Annotated in this window: 13 protein-coding genes; 7 read left to right on the top strand and 6 right to left on the bottom strand. The window is 70.0% G+C overall.

The window, feature by feature from the left end:
• The first annotated feature begins 19 nt into the window (after positions 1-19).
• Positions 20-421 carry a hypothetical protein gene (locus HD599_RS06130; protein WP_184234727.1) on the top strand — a complete coding sequence of 134 codons (402 nt, stop codon included), beginning with the start codon at positions 20-22 and terminating at the stop codon, positions 419-421.
• 24 nt (positions 422-445) lie between these two features.
• Positions 446-868 (top strand): DUF1801 domain-containing protein, encoded by a 423-nt coding sequence (locus HD599_RS06125; RefSeq protein WP_184234724.1) that lies wholly within the window; start codon positions 446-448, stop codon positions 866-868.
• A gap of 184 nt (positions 869-1052) precedes the next feature.
• On the opposite strand, the gene HD599_RS17785 is transcribed toward HD599_RS06125, so the two are convergent.
• From HD599_RS17785 to HD599_RS06095, 6 genes are all read right to left on the bottom strand, one after another.
• Positions 1053-2078, bottom strand: coding sequence for an LGFP repeat-containing protein (locus tag HD599_RS17785; RefSeq protein WP_246376109.1), 1026 nt, complete (start codon positions 2076-2078; stop codon positions 1053-1055).
• Between the two features lie 90 nt (positions 2079-2168).
• A complete protein-coding gene (locus HD599_RS06115) occupies positions 2169-4619 on the bottom strand; it encodes a CHAT domain-containing protein (protein ID WP_184234721.1) in 2451 nt (816 codons plus the stop codon).
• A gap of 32 nt (positions 4620-4651) precedes the next feature.
• The gene (locus tag HD599_RS06110; protein ID WP_184234718.1) at positions 4652-6262 is read right to left on the bottom strand and encodes a S8 family peptidase; all 1611 of its coding nucleotides are present in this window, start codon (positions 6260-6262) and stop codon (positions 4652-4654) included.
• Between the two features lie 18 nt (positions 6263-6280).
• Positions 6281-6823, bottom strand: a complete 543-nt coding sequence (locus HD599_RS06105; protein ID WP_184234715.1) for a hypothetical protein — start codon at positions 6821-6823, stop codon at positions 6281-6283.
• Complete coding sequence (locus tag HD599_RS06100; protein ID WP_184234711.1) at positions 6820-7449, bottom strand: RNA polymerase sigma factor; 630 nt, start codon at positions 7447-7449, stop codon at positions 6820-6822. The genes HD599_RS06105 and HD599_RS06100 overlap by 4 nt, the downstream gene beginning before the upstream one ends.
• A gap of 43 nt (positions 7450-7492) precedes the next feature.
• The gene (locus tag HD599_RS06095; protein WP_184234708.1) at positions 7493-9064 is read right to left on the bottom strand and encodes a DUF6345 domain-containing protein; all 1572 of its coding nucleotides are present in this window, start codon (positions 9062-9064) and stop codon (positions 7493-7495) included.
• A 550-nt stretch (positions 9065-9614) separates the two neighbouring features.
• Between HD599_RS06095 and HD599_RS06090 the strand changes: the two genes are divergently transcribed.
• The 5 genes from HD599_RS06090 to HD599_RS06070 all read left to right on the top strand — a co-directional run bounded on the left by HD599_RS06090 (position 9615) and on the right by HD599_RS06070 (position 17394).
• The gene (locus tag HD599_RS06090; RefSeq protein ID WP_184234705.1) at positions 9615-10937 is read left to right on the top strand and encodes a glycosyltransferase; all 1323 of its coding nucleotides are present in this window, start codon (positions 9615-9617) and stop codon (positions 10935-10937) included.
• Positions 10934-12844 carry a right-handed parallel beta-helix repeat-containing protein gene (locus HD599_RS06085; protein ID WP_184234702.1) on the top strand — a complete coding sequence of 637 codons (1911 nt, stop codon included), beginning with the start codon at positions 10934-10936 and terminating at the stop codon, positions 12842-12844. Before HD599_RS06090 ends, HD599_RS06085 begins: the two co-directional genes overlap by 4 nt.
• Positions 12841-13938 carry a right-handed parallel beta-helix repeat-containing protein gene (locus tag HD599_RS06080; protein ID WP_246376107.1) on the top strand — a complete coding sequence of 366 codons (1098 nt, stop codon included), beginning with the start codon at positions 12841-12843 and terminating at the stop codon, positions 13936-13938. Before HD599_RS06085 ends, HD599_RS06080 begins: the two co-directional genes overlap by 4 nt.
• 85 nt (positions 13939-14023) lie before the next feature.
• Complete coding sequence (locus HD599_RS06075; protein WP_343061911.1) at positions 14024-15442, top strand: UDP-glucose dehydrogenase family protein; 1419 nt, start codon at positions 14024-14026, stop codon at positions 15440-15442.
• Between the two features lie 158 nt (positions 15443-15600).
• On the top strand, positions 15601-17394 hold the full coding sequence (locus HD599_RS06070) for a DEAD/DEAH box helicase (RefSeq protein ID WP_184234699.1): 1794 nt from the start codon (positions 15601-15603) through the stop codon (positions 17392-17394).
• Positions 17395-17417 lie beyond the last annotated feature (23 nt).

Raw genomic sequence — 17417 nt, 5'->3', positions numbered from 1 at the left:
GGCGGGATACCGTCGGTACATGACCAAAACTCGCCTGATCGGTCCCGTCGTCGGTGTCGCGGCCGTCCTGCTGCTCGCCGGGTGTGCGGGTTCCGGGTTTTCCGTGCTCGACAGAGAGCAGACGGCGGAGGACGAGCTGCCCGACCGGATGGTGGACGGGATGGAGCTGGACGAGTACGACCTGGAATCGTCCCGGTTCTCGGGCACTCATAACGGCGTCGACTTCTACCTCGTGAGAAACGAGGACATGGACGATCCCTGCCTCGCGTTCTCCGGCGACAACGACTTCGAACTCGGCATCGTGTGCGGCGGGGAGGTACAGACGACGATCTCCGGCTTCGACGCCTGGCTGGTGCGGGATACGGCCGCCAGCAACGACGAATGGACGGCGATCAGCGACAACCTCCTGGTGCGCGACTAGCCCGCCAGGTCCTATGGTCGTTCCATGGAGAGCACCGGAGCATCCGTCCGTTCGTTCGTCGACGCCGTCCCTGGCGCCGTGAGACGCCGGGACGCCGAGACCCTGCTCGAGCTGATGACCCGCGTGACCGGCGAGGCGCCGCGCATGTGGGGAACGTCGATCGTCGGGTTCGGCGAGTACCACTACGTCTACGCCACCGGCCGCGAGGGCGATGCGCCGGCCGCCGCGTTCGCGCCCCGCAAGCCCGCGACCACCGTCTACCTCGCACAGGGCGTCGAGAGTTACGGCGACGATCTCGCGCGGCTCGGCCCGCACACCACGGGCGTCGGCTGCCTGTACCTGAAGGACCTCTCGACGGTCGACCTCGCCGTGCTCGAGGCCCTGGTCGACCGGTCCTACCGCGCGATCATGGCCGGCGACTGGCCGAACCGCCCGACGGACGGCTGACCCCGACGGGCTGCTGACCCCGACGTGCGGCTGACCCCGAAGAGCGGCGGGCGGCGGGCGGCCGACGGCGTTCGCGGGCACCTGATCGGTCGCGCGCCACAGGGGCGGTCCCTGACCCGTCGAGCCTGGGTAATGACGCGCGGGCCACAGTCGGGACCGCCCCGCCGGCCGAATTGCTCGTTCGCTACTCCGCCGCGACCGTGAAGTAGAACTTGTACGACGCGTCGCCGTCGCTCAACAACGGGGTCTCGAACTTGTAGGTCAGCCCCGCGAAGTGGCTGTCGCCCGTGCGGCCGGCGAGGACCGCCAGCTGCTTCGGCGTCAGCGTGTTCTGGGCCGACCCCATGACGTCGTCGCCGACGATGCCCGCCACCCAGGCGGCGATGTCGTCCCCCGCCTCAGCGACTCCCGCGATCACAGCCGCGCCCAAGAGCGGACCGACGTACGGAATCAGCGTGACCAGACCGGCGACCGCGGTGCCGGCGGCCTGGACGGCCTGTTTCGCCGCACCGACGTAGCTGTCGGGACTGCCGTAGTCGTGCTCGATCACCGTGGAGCTGATCGTGAGACCGGTGGGGCGGCCACGGTACAACTCGACCGCGTCGGCGTGGGATCCCCCCGACCGGATGTCGCGGCGCGGGGTACGCGTTGCGAACCGGGACTCGGCGCCGACCACGCCCAGCACGCCGTATGTGTTGTCGGTGGGGCTGCCCGACGAGACGCCGAACGCGTGCATGCCGGCGTAACGCACGACGACGTGGTGCAGTTCGATGGCGTCGGTGTCGGGCCACCAGTACACCTCGCCGCCTTGGAAGACGGAGACACGGCCGCCCTCGTCGAAGTCGAGCTCGTCGCTGACCGGGTAGCCGAGGAACGACCGCTCCCAGCCGAGGAACTCCCAGCGGGCCCGGATGGCCCCGTAGACGACGTGCGCCCCGGTCGCCGGCGTCCAGTAGATCGAGCCGCCCTGGAAGTGGTTGAACCGGCCGACGCCGTCGGGGGTTCCGGTCTCGTCGGTGAGCGGCATCCCGAGCAACGACGCCGGACCGCCGAACGCGAGGTACTTGTCGAGGATGGCGCCGTACACCTCGAACCGCCCCGTGGGCGAGTCGAACATGCGGCCGCCGTGCGGCCCGCGCACGAAGACGTGCACGAGGCCGGGATCGATGTCGATCCGGTCGCGGTTGACGACGAGTCTGTTGTCAGGCATGGGAACTCCTTCTGTGGTGGCGACACGCAGCGGATGCCGCTTTACGCCCGATACCCATGAGGAGGCCATGGCGGCCGGTCTGATACGCGGTCACCAACCGGAGCCGTGGCAGACGAACGGGGCGACGATCCCGGTCTCCCGACCCGCGGCGGCGAGCGCCTCGGCGGGGCCGTCGCCCGCAGCCACCCGGGTGTGCAGAGCGCGCAGGAGGTGCTCGGCCGCGGTGTCGGCGATGGCCGACGGCGACGAGATGACGCAGTGGGCACCCGCGTGCAACCAGGCCCGCGACATCCCGAGGGCTTCGATGCCCCACCGGGTGGCCGAGCGTCCCAATTCGCAGGCGGAGAGCACGACCACCCGCGGTACGCGCTCGAGCTGGTCGATGTCGTAGCCGTACCAGGCCCCGTCGGCGAGCTCGAAGGCGGAGAACAGCGGGTTGTCGGCCGAGTGCCTGCCGTGAGCCGCGACGTGCAGCAGGTCGACCCGCGGGGCGAGCCGGGAGACCGCGTCCGCTGTCGCGGCCCCTCCGCTGAGTATCGCCGGTTCGGGCCACGAGGATGCCGCCGCGAGCACCTCCGCCTCGGCACGGGCCACCCCCGGGCCCGCGACGAATCCCGTGGCGGACAGGTCCGCGACGGTGCCGCGCCCGGCCAGCCACTCGGCCGCGGACCCCGGCACGGCGACGGCCCGCCCCGCCAGCGACGGCAGCATGCCCCACGGCACCCCCGCGAGCGCGCCGGCCGGGGTGATCACGACCCGGTCGCCGGCCGGCAGCATCAGCGGCGCGACGAGCAGCGCGTCGAGGCGTGCCATCCGGTCGGCGAGCCCCGTCCGCACGGCCTGCCGCAGTGCGGACGGGAGGGCGGTCGCCGCCATGTCGAGGTCCGCCAGCAGGCCGGCGAGCAGGGCATCGACGGGCGCCCACTCCCCCAGATCGACGAGACGGGTGCCGCTCGGACCGACGACGAGTGCGGTGAGCCGGTCGACCGTCCAGAGGTAGGACACGAATACGGCGCCGTCCTCGGCGAGCGCGGCGGCCAGGTCGGCGAGCGCGACCCGGGGTTCGCGCGTCCCCCCGCCGTCGCGCGTCCAGCGTCGGCGGCGGATGCTCTCGCGCAGCTCCGTCTCGCGCGTGTCGAGTTCGCGGCCAGCGGCGGCGTCCGCCCCGGAGGCAGCGGCACGGAGTGCCCGGAGTTCGGCGAGCTGGCCGGCCGCGTCCGGGTCGGACGGTGCCCGCACGACCGCCACCCGCTTCGACAGGGCGCGCACCCGTTCCGACCACTCGAGCACCGTGCCGGGATCGCCCGTGCCGACGGCGACCCGCACGCCGAGAACCGCGAGTGTTCGCCCGTGCGCCGCCGCCGCGCTCTGCAGTTCGAGGCTGCCGAAGGCGGACTGCCAGTCGCGCAGCCGGTCGAGTCCCGCGGCGGCCCGGCGGAGCGCGCCGGAGGCACTCCCCTCTGCTTCCGCGATCTCGGCGAGCACCTCGTCGGCGAGCAGGCGGGTGACGATCGGCGCTGACTCGCGTACCCGTACCCGTCGGAACGGGTCGCCCCCGCGCACCTCCGCCCGCACGACCTGGAGGCGCAGCGCGGCCGCGTCGTCGACACGGCGTGCCGCGGCGAGCGCCGTCGCGGTCTGTTCGGCGGCCGCGCGCACGGCGGGTCCGCCACGTCCCCCGGCGATGGCCGCCCCGAGCGCGAGGGCGTCGGCCCGCACCGCCCAGCTCTCGCTTCCGCGCGAGCGGAACCGCCGCGCCGCCCGTCGCGCGATCGTGGAGGCCTCCAGCGGCGACTCGGCGGAGAGCGCACGGGCCAGCGCGAGCTCCGCTTCGGCCTGCGCCTGCCGCAACCGGCGCAGACCGTAGACGCGCGCCACCTCGCGCAGCACGCGCACCGCCTCCGTCGTCATCCCCGCGGCGAGCAGCACCTCGGCGCGGTCCGCGTCCCCGACCGCGGCGGCCACGGGCGAGAGCGCGGCGAGCACCGGCCGCGCCGCGTCCATCGACCGGATGGCGGTGACCAGATCGCCGGTGAGCATCGCCGCGTAACCCTGGTTGTGCAGCGCCTTCGCCTGCTCGACCGGCTCGCCGCTGCGGTCGAACGCCTCGGCCGCGCGGCCGAAGTCGCGCAGGGCGGCCGCGGGTTCGGTGCGGTCGAGGCGGACGAGACCGCGGTTGAGCAGCGCCCTACCCTGCCGGGCGGGGTCCGTATCGAGACGGGCCGCCGCCGCGGAGAGGTGTTTCAGAGCGGCATCCGCATCGCCCCGTCTGAGCTCGATCAGCCCGGTCTGTCCGGCGAGCACCGCCCGCGTGTGGGCGGAGAGCCGCGGGTCGGCGGCGGCCGCCAGACACATGGCGAGGGCGGTGTCGGCGTCGCCGGTCTCCGAGACGATGTAGGCGAGGATGCCGGTGACGAGCGCTTCGACGTCGGGGTCGGGATCGCGCGCGAGCGCCGCGTCGAGCTGGCGCCGCGCCGCCGCGTGGCGCCCCGCGTTGGCGAGGTCGATACCCCGCTGGTAGAGCGTCGCTGCCGTCAGCACGCGACCAGTATGCGCCGGGGCATCCGGGCCTGTCAGGGAGTGGACGCGAGCACGTCGGCTGTGATGCGGGTGGCCCGCTTCACCCGGTCGTCTCTGTCCGCCGTCCTCACCTCGGTGTGCAGTGCGGCCGCGATGCGCCCCGCGACGACCGGCGCGGCGAACGAGGTACCGCTCCAGACGGCGAACCCGCCGCGGAAGTCGTCCGCGTCCACCGTCTCGCGCGTGCGCGCGTCGGCCGTCGTGCGGGCGATCGGCTCGGCGCCTCCCGGGTGCGCGGGCATCGTGCTCACGACCGCGGCGCCCGGGGCGTAGCAGCGCACCCACGCGCCCGTGTTGCTGAACAGGGCCGTGGAGCCGTTGGGGTTGAGCGCCCCGACCGAGACGAGGGGCGCGGCGTCCGCCCCGCCGCGCCACGGCACCTGGTCGGCCGGTGTCGACTCCCAGTCGCCGAACGCGGCGGGGAACATCGGGCGGCTCGTGCCGTCGTTGCCCGCCGAGCAGACGACGACCGTGCCCGCCCGGCGGATGCGCAGCAGCTGCTCCGCGAGCGTGATGTCGATGAGCGTGTCTTCGGGGGTCTCGTGGTAGTACCCGAGCGAGAGCGACAGCACGTCGATCAGCAGCTGGGGTTTCCCCTGCGGCGTCGCGGTGGCGGACTCGATGAGCGTGGCCAGGGCCGTGATCGCCGCACCGACCTCGGACTCGGAGATCGCGCCATCCGCCCCCACCACCCGCCACGCGGCGATGTCGGCGTCCGGCGCCGCCTGGTGCACGAGACCGGCGATGAACGTGCCGTGGCCGGTGAGCGCGTCGGTCTGCCCGTCGAGCGGGCCGACCAGGTCGGGGTGCAGTTCGGGATCGTCCGCGTCGTCGGTGTACCCGATCATCGGCAGCCCGGTGAGGTCGCGCCGGCAGCGGTCGAGCCAGTCGTGCGCGCCCAGCCCGGTGTCGAGGGTGGCGACGATCACGCGGTTCCCGGCCTCCGTGCGCGGCGGCGTGGGCAGCACGACGGTCACGGGCTGCCGTCCGCCCGATCCCTGGAACAGGTAGGCGCCCATCGGTGTGCCGCCGCCCGAGGGGTCGAAACCCCCGGCGGGCGTCGAGTGGTAGGGCGTGGAATGGTATGGGGTCGAGTGGTAGGGCGTCGAATGGTACGGCTCGGCCGAGAACCCGGCGTGCACGCTGAGGATGTGGTCGAGTCCCACCCCCACGAGCCGGCCGCCGTCGAGTTCGCCCTGCCGCCGGCGGGCGTCGCGCAGCACGATCCAGGCGTCGGGCGGCAGCGCGCCGGTGCGGGCGACGAGCAGGACGCGGACGAACCCGAGGTCGCCGGTGGCCCACGGGTAGCGCGACCGGCGTTCCTCCCGCTCGCGGTCGTCGACGGGCAGCACCGCCCGGTACTCCCGGTCGTCCACCAGCTCCCAGCCGTAGGCCGCCGCCGTCTCGTCGAGCAGCGTCCGCGTCCGCCCGCCGTCGTCGAGCAGGGCGGAGACGAGCAACCGGTCGGTGACGTACGCGGTCGGGTACACCGGGTACGGCTCGCGCTGGTCGGTGCCGGGGTTGAGCACCGCGCCGCGCGGACGCACGCGGTCGAAGCGCAGCCGCCAGTCGTCTGCGGCGATGCGGGACGGGGTTCGGGCCATCGTGGTTCTCCTTCGCGGTTACAGTTCGAAATCGGGGGTCACGAGGGGCACGGATGCCGCGGCGTCCTGCCGCGCCGACACCGTCAGCCGCGCGGCGCCCGCGGGCACCCGCGCGAACTCGAAGCGCCCCTCCGCACTCACCACAGCTGTGGCGTCGTCCCCGGCGTCGCGCTCGAGCAGTACGCTGCCCGCCCGCCCGGGCACCACCCAGCCGTCGATGCGGACGTCGCCGCCCCCGCCCGGACCGCCCCCGCCCGGACCGTCCTCGCCCGGGCCGCCCTCGAGGGGACTCACCCGCAGCAGCACGGTCGCCGCGCCGTCGCGCCGGGTCGCGGTGAACTCGAGCACCCGCGCCTCGCCGTCGCCGCGCGTACCGGCGAGTTCGCGTGCGTCGCTGACGAGGGTCAGCACCTCGTACTCGTCGGCGACGTCGGCGGTCGCGAGGGTGACGAGCACATCGTCGACGAGGCCGCGCGGCGGCGGGTCGAGGCGCTCCCACATGCTCCTGAGGTCGGCGAGCAGCCGTCCGTCGTCGGCGCTGGTCCCCGTGTGCCCGTTCATGACACTCCCCCGTTCTCACGCACGGCGGTGCGCAATTTGTCGAGGCAGCGGCCCCGGGTGGGACCGATGCTGCCCACCGCCATGCCCAGGTCGCTGGCGATGCGCGCGTAGTCGGGCCGCGCGTCGAAGGCGACGATGCGCAGCAGGCGCTGGCAGCGCTCGTCGAGGGTCGCGACCCCCGCCCACAGCCGGCGGTGCTGGTCCTGCTGCACGGCGCTGTCTTCCGCCGACTCCCCCGCGTCGACGACGACGTCGAGCACCTCGTCGTCGACGGCGACAGTGGTGGCCGCCCGCTTCGCCGCCCGCCACGCCTCACGCCGGGCCGTGACGGTGAGCCACGCCGCGACCGCCTGCGGGTCGGCGATCGAGCCGGCGCGGCGCACGAGTGCGAGCCAGGTGGTCTGCACGACGTCGCGGGCGAGTTCCTCGTCGAGACCGTACGCGCGCACCACGTGCCAGAGCACCGGCGTCATCACCCGCACGAGCGGATCGACGGGGTCCGCACCGGACTGCCACCGGCGGAAGGCGTCGGCCGCGGCATCCCACAGCGCCCTCTCGGACGCCCCAGTCGTCGGACCTGCCGTCGACGGCCCGGTCGTCGACGGCACTGTCTCGGCGCTGCTCATGGTGTGCATTGTGATCTCTCCGGTCGGCGGGCGACAAGCCCCCTCAGTTGCCGTACCACCACTGCTGCAGCACCGACGGGCGGCCGAGCGGAGCCGTCTGGCGGATCGTGTCGTCGGCGTGGCCGAAGACGTTCACCGCGGACGGACGGCCGTGCGGCAGCACCCGGGCCGGGTTGTGGTGGTCCGAATCGGTGTAGAAGGTGGTCGGCGAGTAGGAGTCGTCGCCGATCACGGCGGACAGCCAGTTCGACACCATCGGGGCGCCGAGGCCGGCGAAAAACCCGTAACGCCAGGTGACCCGGTCGTTGATCCACATCACGGTGCGGTAGCCGACGGCCGAGTGCAGGCCGCGGAAGATGTCCCACCAGACGTCGAACGAGGCGGACGTGTCGATCGGGGCCGGGATCACCGAGCAGGAGTGGATCACCCAGTGGGCGAGCGAGCCGAGGTCGAACGCGCCGCCGTAACCGTCGGCGGGGATGTCGGCGAGGCGCACGATGTCGGTGTCGTCGCCCTCCGTGGTGAACAGCCACCAGTTGCCGTGCCCCTCGGTGAGCGTCACGTGCACGGAGTCGACGAACGACCGGTTCTCGTTCTCGTACAGCCTCGGATACGCCCAGTAGTACTGCCGGTCGACCGGCGAGACGCCGCCGAAGATCGCCGAGGCGCGCAGACCGCTGAGGAAGTCGTTCGCGCTCTCGACCCAGCCGGCGTTGTCGTTGCGCACGACATACCGCCCGAGGCCCGGGCGGGCGGCGGCGGCACGGCGGGTGGTGAGCGCGGCCTTCGCGGCCTTCGTCACGCGCGGTTGCAGCTTCTGCGGCTGGATCGTCAGCGGCAGGCGGTCGAACGCTTCGAGGGCCGGCACGTAGCCGACGAGACGCGCGGAGTTCTCGTCGCCGACCGCCGCCACGAAGCGGTAGACCGGTTGGATGAGCTGGTTGTCGCCGTCGTAGTAGACGAGCTCGACGCTCTCGACGCGCACGTCCTTCTCCTCGGCGACGGGGGCGAGCGACTCGGTGATCGCGTCGGCCACGCGGCGGCGGTCGATATCGGCGCCGGAGTACTCCTCGACCCGGTCGGCAGGCCGCCAGTTGTGGGCGAACGACTCGATGCCGTCGGCCGACACGCTCACCGTGGCCTGGGATCCGTCTCCGACGACGGGCACACCGTCGATGCGGCGCTGGATGCGCGCGGTCGCGAGGTAGTCGGCCGTGTCGGTGACACGGCGACGGGAGGCGGCGGCCCCGTGCAGGGTCGTCGGGTCGAGCACGGCGAACTCGGTGCCGTCCCGGGGAACCAGTCCGTCGTCCTCGGCGAGTTCGTGTGCCGCGCGCGCGGCCCGGTCGGCGAGACCGTCGCCCGGGGAGAGCAGCTCGAGCTGCGGGAAGCTGCGCGACAGGGGCCCGTCCGGGTCGGCGTAGGCGACGAACCGGTCGTCGACGTACAGGCCGGTCGCGCTGTCGCCGAGGGAGCGCGCCTCGGCGTCGGGAGCCGCGGACTTCGCGAGCTCGAGCACACGCTCGGCGCCGGCGGAGCGGCGCTCGCCGAGTCTGAGGACGCCGAGCACACCGTCATGGGGGCGGATGCTCTCGGGGTCGATTGAGACGGACATTGTGGTTCTCCTTTCACCGCTGATGCGGGTGAGGAGCGGGCACCCGGTCTTCTGATACGGATTTCCCAGGAGCACGAGAATTTTCACCCCCCGAACGAGTACCCCCAGTTCGGGGGTGCACGCGGAATCGAGGCCGCCGGAAGGCACCGTCCGGCCGGCGTGCGGTCCGGTCGGTCGACGTGGGCGGAGTCCGCTCGTTCGCAGAGCCGCTCCCGCATCGGGAAACCCGCAAGTGCTGATCAGGGGCTTGTTATTTCCTCGTCATGACGACGGGGAGCGGAACGAGGACCAGAGTGACACACCCTCGAACGCCGGGGGAACCCGCATCCACTAGCAGTGATCGTGTTTCGGGAAAGTAAACATTCCGGGTGTTGACGAAAATCGAGGGCTCTGTCGTTATTGCTTCTGTAGTCGAAAGGGACAACCGCGGCGTCCTACCCGAAGTCTGGCGTCGGTCACGGTTCTCCTCGAAACACCGGGGACCGATGTAGCTCCAAGGGGAATCGTATCGGCGCGCCTACCCGCCCCTTAGTGCAAGGAACCCGAAACCATGCGCACAGCAATAGCGTTATTTGTCGACTCACAAACCATCACAGATTGGCGATCCGTCCTCGACTTCCTCGGGTCGGTCGCCCCGTATTTCCCGCTGGCGATCGCCGGATCTATCGTCTGGCTGCTCTGGCTGTACCGGGTCATCCTCTCTGCGACAGCCAAGCCGATCGAGAGCGACTTCCGTTCCAGCACGTCGGTTATCGTGCCGTCGTACCACGAGGACCCCGACATCCTCATGCGCTGTCTCGAATCGTGGCGAGAGCAGAACCCGACCGAGATCATCATCGTGCTCGACGTGATGGACGTCGAGGCCTACGACCGGATCGTGGCTCTCGGCGACGACAGGGTCGTGCCGGTGCTCTATCACCACGTCGGCAAGCGATCGGCACTCGGTGTGGGAGTGCGGCGCGCGACATCCGAGATCCTGGTCTTCGCGGACTCCGACACGTCGTGGCTGCCGAATCTGCTCGAGAACGTGCAGAAGCCGTTCGCCGACCCTCTCGTCGGCGGCGTCAGCACCCAGCAGAACGTCTACCAGCGCACGACGAGCATCTGGCGCCGTGTCGCCGACTGGCTCGTCAACCTGCGCTACTACAACTACGTTCCCGCCATGGGCCGCGCCGGCGCCGTACCGTGCCTGTCCGGCCGCACCGCCGCGTACCGCCGATCGGCAGTGCTGCCGGTGCTCGACAACCTCGAAAACGAGTTCTTCCTCGGCAAGCGCTGCATCTCCGGCGACGACGGCCGGCTCACCTGGCTCGTCCTCGCCTCCGGATTCAAGACCGTGCACCAGTCGTCGGCCAAAGCGCTGTCGATGTTCCCGTCGAGTTTCAGCGCGTTCGTCAAGCAGCGCGTGCGCTGGAGCCGCAATTCCTACCGCTGCTACCTGACCGCCATTGCCAAGGGCTGGCTCTGGAAGACCCCGTTCGTCACCAAGGTGACCGTGCTGCAGATCCTGCTCACGCCCCTCACCATGGGTCTCACCATCGCCTACATCGTCATGAGCAGGCTCGACTTCACCGTGATCGGCATCACTGCGACGGCGGTCTGGCTACTGCTCACCCGCGGCATCCGCGGCTTCTCGCACCTCAAGCGGCACCCGCAGGAGATCTTCCTGCTGCCGGTCGTCGCGCTGGTAGTGATCCTGATCGCCCTGCCGATAAAGCTCTACGCCTTCGTGACGATGAACAAGCAGGGCTGGCTCACCAGGCACGCCGACACCGTCGGCGGCGACGGACAGACGGCGCGAACCCTCGTGGCCGATGACCCCGCGCAGAACAACCAGTTCGCGAACGACACCACCGACTCGGTCGCGGCATGAAGCGCCTGACCCTGCTCGCGGGGACTGCTCTGACCGCCGGTCTGCTCGTCGCCGGTCTCGCGGTGCCCGGCGCGGCATCGGCCGCGACATCCCTGTCCGTCGACACGACCCCCTCACCCTCGCCCAGCGCGACCGAACACGACGACAGCGTGGCCGGGGAGACCTACCGTGGCGACGCCGAAGCGGAGGCGCTGCTGGTCGCGACCGAGGACCGGCGCATCGCCAGTGTGCGCGCCATCGCAAATGCCGCTGACTGGAGCGGCGCCGCGCAGTACAAGCCGTACCGACTGGCCACGGGCAAGCTGTACACGCTCGTGCTCGTCGCGAGAGACGCGCCGTACACGATCGACGACCTCCAGGCGCTCGCGCCGCGTACCTTCGCCCGCCAGCCCGACGGCACCTTCCTGCTGAGCGAGAACATCGTCGTCGACGAGGGCGCGAGCCTCGAGTTGACCCACCCCGACGGCCTCACACTTCACCTCGCCTCCAACAGCGAGTCGTTCGTGTCGATCATCACGCTCGGAGGATCGTTCACCGTGAAGGGCACGCTTTTGGCACCGGCGACCGTCAGCAGCTGGGACATCACGACGGGCAAACCCGACGTCGATACCACGGACGGCCGCTCCTACATCCGGGTGGTCGGCGGGCACGCCGATCTGGATGCCGCGTTCTTCTCGAACCTCGGATTCTGGAGCGGCGCGACCGGCGGAGTGTCCCTGACCGGCACAGACGCGCTCGACATCGAGACAGCCGACCTCGCCACGGGCAAGGACCAGCGCATCGCCGAGGGCGACGCCGCCAACCCCGAGGTCTTCGGCCAGGAGCTGATCCCCGCCGACGAGGGTGCGGGACTGCTGCCGATCGACGCCGACCTCACGAGCTACGGATACGTGTCGGCCTTGATCAACAACGTCACCTTCGACGGCAATGCCTTCGGCTTGTTCGTGACCAGCGCGGAGGGCGTCGTCATCAGGGACTCCGAGGTGCGCGAGAGCCTCGTCGACGGCATCATCTTCCACCGCTACGTCACCAACAGCGAGATCTCCCGCACCGTCTCCCACCACAACGCGATGGACGGTGTCAAGCTCACCCGTGGCACCTCCGGCGTTATTCTCGACCGCGTCACCTCGACCGACAACGGCGCCAACGGTATCTCGCTCAACGGGCGCCCGCTCGCCGATGGGCCGAGCGCCACGGGAACCGCCGTCGGCTCGTACGGCAACAACGAGGTCTCCAACAGCACGGCTAACGACAACGTCAGATACGGCATCGACGTGCTCGGCGGCAACGGCGTACACCTCGACAGCAATGCAGTCCGCAACAACCTCATGGGGATCGTCGTCGGTGCCGGCGCCGACGAGGTGGTCGTCAAGAACAACATGGTCGAGAGTTCGCTGAAACAGGGAATCGCGATCCGCGAAGCGGGCACCGACGCGCTCGTGCAGGGCAACACGATCGTCGGCGGCGAGATCGGCATCTACGTGAGAGACGCCGGCGGCAGGTTCGAACGCAACACGATCGAGAACGTCTCCAACCACGCGATCACACTGATCGGCGCCACGGGGGCCTCGGTGATCGACAAGAACACGGTCTCCGGCGCAGGACCGAGCGCGATCGACGTGGCTCGGGCGGCCGATACAGAGGTCACCCGCACGAACGACGACGACTGGCGCAGTACGAAGCCTCTCGACGTCGTGCTCCGCAGCATCTTCCAGCCGTTGACCGTCATGTGGTTGTTCCTGGGGCTGCTGCTGCTGATCTCCGCCTTGTCCAGCGTCGGGCGCAAGCACACAGGCTTCCGCCATCCCTATTCCAACCTCGCTCCTCTCAGCAGCTACAGCAAGGGCATCGTCGACCGTGACTCCCTCGAACGAATCCGCCGCGGTCAGACAGGAAAACACGTATGAAAACCTTTTTCCTCCGCCACCCGATGATCACGATCGTCGCGGCCGCGGTGATCGGCGCTCTGCTCGCGGTAGCCGTTTTCACGGTCGCGACGGCGACCGCGCAGAACGACGGCGCGCCGACCGGGGAACCGGCCGGCCCCCGGCCCGAGGCGACACCGACGGCGAGCTCCACTCCCACACCGCCGGAGGATGCCCCGACGCCCTCCGCCGGCTCGTGCGATCTGTCGTCCCCCACCGTCAGCGACGCCTCCGAGCTCGAAGCCGCCCTCGCCGGCGCTCAGCCGGGCGCGGTGATCGTGATGGCGCCGGGCAGCTATGTCGGTAACTTCGTCGCTACGACGTCCGGCACCGCGGCGAGCCCGATCACCCTGTGCGGCTCGTCGGAGAGCGTGCTGGACGGAGACGACGAGAGCGACGGCTACGTCTTCCACCTCGACCACGCCGAGTACTGGAAACTCGACGGCTTCACCGTGACCAACGGACAGAAAGGCGTCATGGCCGACGCGACCGTCGGGAGCGTCATCCAGAATCTCACCGTCACCACAATCGGGGATGAGGCCATCCATCTGCGCAAGGGCAGCACCGACAACAGCGTCATCGGCAACACGGTGAGCAATACCGGATTGCGCAAACCGAAGTTCGGCGAGGGGGTCTATATCGGGTCGGCCGAGAGCAACTGGTGCGACGTCAACGACTGCCAACCGGATGCCTCGGACCGCAACCTCATCGAGGGGAACACCTTCAGCGGCACCACCTCGGAGAGCATCGACCTCAAAGAGGGTTCGTCGGGCGGGATCGTCCGCGGCAACTCGTTCGACGGCTCGGCGCTGGTCGAGGCCGACTCGTGGGTGGACGTCAAAGGAAACGGCTACGTGATCGAAAACAACTCGGGGGTCAATTCCCCCATGGACGGCTTTCAGACCCACGAGATCCTCGAGGGCTGGGGAACCGACAACGTCTTCCGAGGCAACACCGCAGCCGTCAACGGCCAGGGCTTCGGATTCTCGCTCACCCCCGAACTCGACAACGTCGTCGAGTGCAGCAATACCGCATCGGGCGCCGCAGAAGGGTTGACGAATGTGACCTGTTCTTAGGCGGCCCGCTCCTCAGCTGGCGGGGGTGAACCCGAACCTCACCCCCGTCTCCACGCACCACACCTACCGACAGAAAGGCTTACCCGTGTCTGAACTGCAGCCCTACCCCGCTCTCACGCCCATCGTCGACAACCCTCGTCTGACCGTCATCGGCACCGGCTACCTCGGTGCTACCCACGCGATCTGCATGGCCGTGCTCGGCTACGACGTACTCGGCGTCGACGTCGACCAGAAGAAGATCGACGACCTCAGCAACGGCATCGTGCCGTTCTACGAGCCGGGCCTGCCCGAGAAACTGCGGGAGGCGCTCGACTCCGGCCGCCTGCACTTCACGACCGATTTCGACCACGCGGCCGAATTCGGCGACGTCCACTTCGTCTGCGTCGGCACACCCCAGGCGCCCGGCTCGCAGGCGGCCGACCTGCGCTTCGTCGAGTCGGCATTCTCCGAGCTCGCGCGTCGCATCGACCGCAAGGCGCTTATCGTGGGCAAGTCGACCGTTCCGATCGGCACCGCCGCGCGTCTCACCGCGCTCGTCCAGCAGATCTCGCCGATCGGCGCCGAACTCGAACTCGCCTGGAACCCCGAGTTCCTCCGCGAGGGATTCGCGGTGGAAGACACCTTGCACCCCGACCGGCTGGTCTTCGGCGTGGCGTCCGAATGGGCCAAGCGCCAGCTCAGCGCGGCGTTCCGCCCGATCCTCGCCGTCGACACGCCCCTGGTGATTTCCGACCTCGCTACGTCCGAACTCGTCAAGGTCGCGGCGAATTCCTTCCTCGCGACGAAGATCTCGTTCATCAACGCGATGGCCGAGGTGTGCGAGTCGACCGGCGCCGACGTCAACTTGCTGGCCAGCGCGCTCGCGCTCGACGACCGAATCGGCGGACGCTTCCTCAAGCCGGGCCTCGGCTTCGGCGGCGGTTGCCTCCCGAAGGATATTCGGGCATTCGCACACCGCGCGGAAGAACTGGGAGTCGGGCATGCGGTGGCCTTCCTGCACGAGGTCGACGACATCAACAACCGCCGGCGCCTCCGAACCGTCGACCTGATCCGCGAAATGGCTGGCGGCGACCTGAACGGGAAGCGCGTTGCGGCGTTCGGGGCGGCATTCAAACCGAACTCCGACGACGTACGCGACGCCCCGGCACTCGATGTGGCCCGCATGCTCTACCTCGAAGGCGCCATCGTGACGGTCTACGATCCCGAAGCGAACGAGAACGCCCACCGCGTCTATCCCGACCTCAACTTCGCGGACAGCATGGTTGCGGCGGCGATCGATGCCGACGTCGTCGCGTTGCTCACCGAATGGCAGGAGTTCAAAGACGTCGACCCCGACGACCTCGGCCGGATCGTGCGCCACCGTCGGATCGTCGACGGCCGGCACGCGCTCGACGCCGACGCCTACGTATCGAACGGCTGGGAGTACCGGGCTCTCGGTCGACCCGCTCAGGCCCAGACGGTGGGCCTGACGGTGGATGCGAGAGACGAGGTCGATGCCGCCTGAGTAGACGAGGGAGCCCGGCGACTTCGGAATCGCCGGGCTCCCTCCGTCGACGGGCGGACGGCGCCCGAGCGGCTCCGGTGCCCGGCCGGAGCCGTCGGATGGGCGGCCGGAGCAGGCCCGATGACGACACGACCGCCGCGACGGTCTACCGTTGAAGCATGACGTCCCCTGACACCACCACGCCCGGCGCGGAAGATCCTGCCGCTCCCACCATTACTTTCTCCGAACTCGGGCTCGGTGATGCAGTACTGAAGGCCCTCAAGGATGTCGGGTACGAGACCCCGTCCGCCATCCAGGCCGCCACGATCCCGCCGCTGCTCGCCGGCCGCGACGTGCTCGGCGTCGCCCAGACCGGAACCGGCAAGACCGCCGCGTTCGCACTGCCGATCCTGTCGCGCATCGACCTCTCGCAGAAGAGCCCGCAGGCGCTCGTACTCGCCCCCACCCGCGAGCTCGCTCTGCAGGTGTGCGAGGCGTTCGAACGGTACTCGGCGCACCTCAAGGGCGTGCACGTGCTGCCCGTCTACGGCGGACAGGGCTACGGCACCCAGCTGTCGGCGCTCCGCCGCGGCGTGCACGTGGTCGTCGGTACGCCCGGCCGCATCATGGACCACCTCGACAAGGGCACGCTCGACCTGTCGCAGCTCAAATACCTCGTCCTCGACGAGGCCGACGAAATGCTGAAGATGGGCTTCGCCGAGGACGTCGAGACGATCCTCGCCGACACCCCCGACGAGAAGCAGATCGCCCTGTTCTCGGCGACGATGCCGGCGCAGATCCGCCGCATCTCGCAGAAGTACCTGCACGACCCCGAAGAGATCACGGTCAAGAACAAGACCACGACGTCGGCGAACACCACGCAGCGCTACCTGATGGTCTCGTACCCGCAGAAGATCGACGCCCTGACGCGCATCCTCGAGGTCGAGAACTTCGAGGGCATGATCGTGTTCGTGCGCACGAAGAACGAGACGGAGACGCTCGCCGAGAAGCTGCGCGCCCGCGGGTACTCCGCCACGGCGATCAGCGGCGACGTGCCGCAGGCCCAGCGCGAGCGCACCGTCGAGCAGCTGAAGAACGGCAAGCTCGATATTCTGGTGGCGACGGATGTCGCGGCCCGAGGCCTCGACGTCGAACGCATCAGCCACGTGGTCAACTACGACATCCCGATCGACACCGAGTCGTACGTGCACCGTATCGGCCGCACGGGCCGCGCCGGACGCAGCGGCGCAGCCATCAGTTTCGTCACCCCGCGGGAGCGCCGCCTGCTCTCCGCCATCGAGAAGGCCACGCGCCAGCCGATGGTCGAGATGCGCATGCCGAGCGTCGAGGACGTCAACGTGACGCGCCTGACCCGCTTCGACGACGCGATCACCGAGGCGCTCGGCCAGGCCGACAAGCTCAACGCGTTCCGCGACATCATCGCCCACTACGTCGAACACCACGATGTGGTCGAGTCGGATGTCGCGGCCGCCCTCGCGGTCGTGGCACAGGGCGACACGCCCCTGCTGCTCTCGCCCGACGACCCCCGTTTCGCGCGACGCGAGCGCGAGCGCATGGACCGCGACCAGAACGACCGCCAGAACCGGTCGGAGCGTTCGTTCCGCGACGACCGCCCCGACCGTCCCGAGCGCGCCGAGCGTCGCCCGCGCGACCCGAACAAGCGCCTCACCGCGTACCGCATCGAGGTCGGCAAGCGCCAGCGTGTCGAGCCGCGCCAGATCGTCGGAGCACTCGCGAACGAGGGCGGCCTCAGCCGCGACGACTTCGGGCACATCGACATCCGCCCCGACTTCTCGATCGTCGAGCTGCCGGCCGACCTGTCGCGCGACGTGCTCGACAAGCTCAGCGACACCCGCATCAGCGGCAAGCTGATCGAGATCAAGCCCGACCGGGCACCGCGCCGGGAGTCGTATAGCGACCGCCCGCCGCGCCAGCCGCGCCGCGAGTACTAGGCACGCAGGACAGAACCCCCGGA

Origin of the sequence: Conyzicola lurida (genome assembly GCF_014204935.1) — a bacterium.
In the GTDB taxonomy this organism is placed as follows: domain Bacteria; phylum Actinomycetota; class Actinomycetes; order Actinomycetales; family Microbacteriaceae; genus Conyzicola; species Conyzicola lurida.
This window is presented reverse-complemented; position numbering and strand designations above follow the sequence as displayed.

Coding starts and splice junctions, on each gene's coding strand:
- HD599_RS06130 (WP_184234727.1), top strand. CDS start 20: ATGACCAAAACTCGCCTGATCGGTCCCGTCGTCGGTGTCGCGGCCGTC.
- HD599_RS06125 (WP_184234724.1), top strand. CDS start 446: ATGGAGAGCACCGGAGCATCCGTCCGTTCGTTCGTCGACGCCGTCCCT.
- HD599_RS17785 (WP_246376109.1), bottom strand. CDS start 2,078: ATGCCTGACAACAGACTCGTCGTCAACCGCGACCGGATCGACATCGAT.
- HD599_RS06110 (WP_184234718.1), bottom strand. CDS start 6,262: ATGGCCCGAACCCCGTCCCGCATCGCCGCAGACGACTGGCGGCTGCGC.
- HD599_RS06105 (WP_184234715.1), bottom strand. CDS start 6,823: ATGAACGGGCACACGGGGACCAGCGCCGACGACGGACGGCTGCTCGCC.
- HD599_RS06100 (WP_184234711.1), bottom strand. CDS start 7,449: ATGAGCAGCGCCGAGACAGTGCCGTCGACGACCGGGCCGTCGACGGCA.
- HD599_RS06095 (WP_184234708.1), bottom strand. CDS start 9,064: ATGTCCGTCTCAATCGACCCCGAGAGCATCCGCCCCCATGACGGTGTG.
- HD599_RS06090 (WP_184234705.1), top strand. CDS start 9,615: ATGCGCACAGCAATAGCGTTATTTGTCGACTCACAAACCATCACAGAT.
- HD599_RS06085 (WP_184234702.1), top strand. CDS start 10,934: ATGAAGCGCCTGACCCTGCTCGCGGGGACTGCTCTGACCGCCGGTCTG.
- HD599_RS06080 (WP_246376107.1), top strand. CDS start 12,841: ATGAAAACCTTTTTCCTCCGCCACCCGATGATCACGATCGTCGCGGCC.
- HD599_RS06070 (WP_184234699.1), top strand. CDS start 15,601: ATGACGTCCCCTGACACCACCACGCCCGGCGCGGAAGATCCTGCCGCT.